Annotated in this window: 4 protein-coding genes and 1 pseudogene; 1 reads left to right on the forward strand and 4 read right to left on the reverse strand. The window is 35.3% G+C overall.

Going from position 1 to position 4393, the window contains the following annotated elements; translation table 11 throughout:
- Positions 1–62: 62 nt before the first annotated feature.
- The 4 genes from L3V30_RS23780 to L3V30_RS23795 form a co-directional block, all read right to left on the reverse strand.
- On the reverse strand, positions 63–563 hold the full coding sequence (locus L3V30_RS23780; RefSeq protein ID WP_237310116.1) for a DUF6444 domain-containing protein: 501 nt from the start codon (positions 561–563) through the stop codon (positions 63–65).
- 707 nt (positions 564–1270) lie between these two features.
- The gene (locus tag L3V30_RS23785; RefSeq protein ID WP_237310123.1) at positions 1271–2302 is read right to left on the reverse strand and encodes an IS630 family transposase; all 1032 of its coding nucleotides are present in this window, start codon (positions 2300–2302) and stop codon (positions 1271–1273) included.
- A 112-nt stretch (positions 2303–2414) separates the two neighbouring features.
- On the reverse strand, positions 2415–3089 hold the full coding sequence (locus L3V30_RS23790) for an AraC family transcriptional regulator (protein ID WP_237310119.1): 675 nt from the start codon (positions 3087–3089) through the stop codon (positions 2415–2417).
- The gene (locus L3V30_RS23795; protein WP_237310121.1) at positions 3086–3721 is read right to left on the reverse strand and encodes an EAL domain-containing protein; all 636 of its coding nucleotides are present in this window, start codon (positions 3719–3721) and stop codon (positions 3086–3088) included. Before L3V30_RS23795 ends, L3V30_RS23790 begins: the two co-directional genes overlap by 4 nt.
- A 344-nt stretch (positions 3722–4065) precedes the next feature.
- On the opposite strand from L3V30_RS23795, the pseudogene L3V30_RS23800 reads away from it, so the two are divergent.
- Positions 4066–4185, forward strand: a pseudogene (locus L3V30_RS23800) (transposase); the annotation flags it as partial.
- Positions 4186–4393 lie beyond the last annotated feature (208 nt).

Here is a 4393-nt window from a genome sequence, read left to right on the forward strand (position 1 = left end):
AGTGACCGTTAAATAACAGTAATAGATCAAAACTGGGGATCGCGGTCAAGAGGTCTGTCGCACTAACATTTGTAAACGATCACTGGATCACATTGTTTTAATTCTGAAATTGGCTGCGGAATGACGGGTTTATCACCACACCATGAGCACTCGCCTTTAAAGACTTGATGCTCAACAAGTGTGTAAGAGATATCGGGCAAATCGAAAATCTGGTGTCGTTTATAAGGTTTTCGATTTGGAATAACACACCCGCCGCAATGGCATATCTTGTTCGGTAAGTATTGCTCAACCGAGTCACTGTCTTCAATAGGATGAAGTAGACGGCGATAGCCTTTATGACCTGGTTGAGCTCCTTGCTTTTTTCCAGATGTCTTCCGGTTCGGAGAGGTATTCTTTGCTTTATTATGAAGGGGTTGTTGGGATGATGGCACAGAAGAGTTTCGACTATTTTGATTTAGTCGGTCTTCAAGCTCTGCCAGCTTATTCCATAAAAAGTGGATGATGTCTTTCGCCTCTTCAGGCGAATCGAAATCTGGCGGTGGAGGTAATGTTTTCTTATTCATACCACCAGATTGCCACCACGAAAAGATCACTCAAATTGGATGTGGGATCAAGTTAACTCAGTCACATAACTTTGCTGTCAAGACCTTGCGGGTGAATAGTTACTTTCTGGGTACTATCAAAACAGATCAATCACTTAAAGTCATGTCCGAAAATCGGGGACCACTTCTGTTGTTTAAGAACTGAACAATATGGGGCTACCATGTCTTTTCATCGAATTAAGCAACAAAACCACTTCGCAGTTGAATTCGGGGACAATATCAAGTCAAATAAAAATATGATATTGTCTTAATTTATTAGTCGATTTGATAAGTTAAAATTTGATTTCAGTATTTTTAATGAAACTTTCAAATATAATGATTTAAATTAATTGTATTTAACCTTTTTGTGTAAATTTAATGAAAAACCTATAGTCTTTAAAGATAAATCCACAATCTTTACAAAGGAATTTTTTCTTGATTATAATTTTCTCTATAAATTTTCTTTCTATTCTATAGCATCCAAAACTAGAACAGTTTCTACACTTCATCTAAACCTCTTCCATTAATACATTATTTTTAACAAGGAATTTATTTATAATAGATTTCATACTTTCTGGTTTTCCATATAAAAAACCTTGAACAAATATACAGTCATTTATTTCTATCAAATGATCATGTTGCGCAATGCTTTCTATCCCTTCTATAACAATTTTATATTCTATACCCAATCAACTTGAAGATGCAGGCTTGAGTACCTGAAAATTATCATTGATTCGAGACGTCAATGAGCCTGCGATCTCTGGAAGAGTCACATCAAAAAATTGGTCGATGGCTTTCTTAAAGTCTCGTTGATTTTTGAAGTAAACGTTGTTCCTCGACTGCTCGTTCATGACCTTCCAAAGCCGCTCAATTGGGTTAAAGTTTGGGCTGTAAGAGGGAAGGTAATGCAGCTCAATGTTAAGAACAAATGCGGCATCTTTGACCAAATCACTGCGGTGATACCCGGCACCATCTAAGATGATGTGCAGTTTATGATTTAACGGATAGCTCTCTCTGAGCTTACAAAAAAAGCGAACAACATTTTCACTGTTAATGCTTTCGTAATCGCTAACAATGGTCGCCCCAATATCCGACAGGTTTAGCTCACTAATAATGTTCAATCGGCTGCGATTGCCTGTTGTTTCAATCACTTTATCTTGACCGGTGCGTATCCAACCATGCGATATCTTTGTCGATAATGTCGGGTGAACTGCGTCTATAAAGACTATTGATTCGCCCTCACCACAACTCGTTTTAAGTGCTTCGTAAGCCTCTATGAACGCTTGCTGTTTTTCCTCATCGAACTTATGTGGTACGCCTTTCGGTTGCTTGTAACTAAAACCATGGTGATGAAGCCATTTGTTCATACCTGAAACCGTGTAATCAAGTCCAAATGCCTCTTTAACGTATGACACAATTTGATGAGTGTGGGAATAAGTCTTCTCAGTTAAATGCTCGATAAGATGTGTCGTTTGGGTATCAGAAAGCTTGCTTTGGCTGCCCCCATTTTCAGGCTTCAGCTTTTCTGAAAGCACGTAGTCACTAAGATGGCGTGCAGCCGTGGATTCATGGATACGAAGAGCTTGAGCAATCATGGGCTGACTCCAACCTTCAGACGCAAGTAATACCGCTTTTATACGGTCACATACTCGAGCATCACGAGTAGAGTCGTGCATCTGTTCGAGTTGCTGTTTCTGTTGAGGAGTCAGTGTCATTTTCATAATGCGTAGCATGATCCTGATTTTATCGAAAATCAAGCACCTTCATTGTTCACGGGTATAAACGGATAAATTAATACGTGAAATCTTATTATTAATCACTGACATATTGATATTAGCTTTTTTTAAATAAATTAATGAAAGTTTTTGGAGTCATTCCATAAACAATTTTAAACTTTTTTATAAAAAAAGAACTACTGGAAAAACCTAATAATTTCGAAGTTGTAACAACGCTTTCTGTAGATAATAATGGTTCCACTGAGTTTTCAATTTTAACTTTAATCACTAATTCTGACATTGTCACATTTAGCTTAGACAAAACTAATTTAACATCTCTAATACTTAAATTTGACCTTTGACAAAGCTTATCAATATTCCAGTTTATTCTTGGATGTTTCTTTATACACTCTCTTATTTTTTCTAATTTTAGTTCATCTGATTTTATCTTGGGCAAGAAAAGATCTTTTTTAATCAGGTCTAACAGATAATTTTTATAATATATTGATGATAGCTCTAAATCGTTCTTTGTTTTTAAATAAATATAATAATCACGCTTGGACATGATTTGCTTTAAATGACTGAATGATATTACTTTAAGCTCTACTATTTCTTCTTCTAAAGAATAATGAATAACTTCCCCTTTCGGAAGATAAAGGTAATCACCTGGTTGAAATATACATGAAAACCCGTTATACGATACAGCGCCACTCCCTCCTTCAATCTGGATAATATGTTCATTCTTATTGAAGTAAGCGCCTAATTTACAAGGTTTAACTTTAACTGATTTCATGATGCAAACCTTTTCGGTGGATTTTTATAATATCCCTGATAATATATTTTGTTAGAACTTTTTGAATATTGTTTTATGCTTGAGTCAACGCCATCAATAATTACGCCAACGTTACAAAATGGAATTAAAATTTGTGCTACATGATTTTCTAAATCGTTAAATGAGTACTTTTTGTCTATTTTAATATAATCCCAATCTATATAACCTAAACATTGATTAAAAGTTTCATCTTTATGACAAAAAGAGTCTAAGCAAAATTCAATTCCATACTCCTTGAGTTTTTTTATTGATAGATACAAGTCAGGTAGCATATTATTTTCTATTTCATTAACTTCTATCACTAAATTTTTGTTATTAAATAAAGAAATTCTCGTTATGAATTCATCACTCAACAATATATTTGCAGTAATATTAATACTAAATTTGTTTTTTTTATTTTTTTGAAGTTTTTTAACAATATTTAATGCAGACTCCATTATTATTTCATCGGATACAGTCATATCTAAAAACTGCTCCTCATAATATCCATCAGGTATAGTGTATAAAACCTCAGAGAAAGCCACGTCTCCAGTTTCACTGGAGTAAATAGGATGCAAAAAAATACTATTTGAAATGCTACTTTTAAAATCCATGTCTCACTACACCTTTTTAAATTTTTTTAAGCACAAGATTAATCACCTCTTAAAACCTAAGCAACCAGCTTCCTATTATTAGCCATGATATTTAATGTTATTTATCACCTTCAAACACACTGTCATTATATTGACATTAAGTTGACCGTAAATTAACAGATAGCTTATTGAGCATTTAAAATCAAGAATGCTTTAGTGTGGTCTATGTTGAAGGCTTTATTACGTAACTCGATGAAACTAAGGCAAGAGGTGATGAGCTGTGCGGCAACACAGTTGATCACCCTAGTCTTATGCAGAAGCCTCGTTACACAACAACTAACTGAAAACATTACAATAAAGTCCTAATCAATCGTGGTTCACTCGCTTTCTGGATTGATAAAGAAGTTATAAGCGAATGGAAGCAAAGCAAACAGAACAAGAGCGGCAGGCCTCGTCAATTCAGCGACCTCGCCATTACTGAGTCGCACCAGCTATCTTGGACCCTGAGTTAAGTAAGTAAAATCACTAACGAGGTGAATCATGACAAACAAGAAAAAACGTATTATGTAGAGTAGGTCACTGGCTTCGAATCAACTCTTATCCAGCAACCCCTCTTCAATTCCGTGCATGAGGTTTTCCCTCACACGGCTTTCACATAAGTGTTCACCTGCTCACCTTCACAGTTTTCGCCTT

Source organism: Vibrio sp. A1-1 (genome assembly GCF_021728175.1).
Classification (GTDB): Bacteria; Pseudomonadota; Gammaproteobacteria; order Enterobacterales; family Vibrionaceae; genus Vibrio; species Vibrio diabolicus.

Coding starts and splice junctions, on each gene's coding strand:
- L3V30_RS23780 (WP_237310116.1), bottom strand. CDS start 563: ATGAATAAGAAAACATTACCTCCACCGCCAGATTTCGATTCGCCTGAA.
- L3V30_RS23785 (WP_237310123.1), bottom strand. CDS start 2,302: ATGAAAATGACACTGACTCCTCAACAGAAACAGCAACTCGAACAGATG.
- L3V30_RS23790 (WP_237310119.1), bottom strand. CDS start 3,089: ATGAAATCAGTTAAAGTTAAACCTTGTAAATTAGGCGCTTACTTCAAT.
- L3V30_RS23795 (WP_237310121.1), bottom strand. CDS start 3,721: ATGGATTTTAAAAGTAGCATTTCAAATAGTATTTTTTTGCATCCTATT.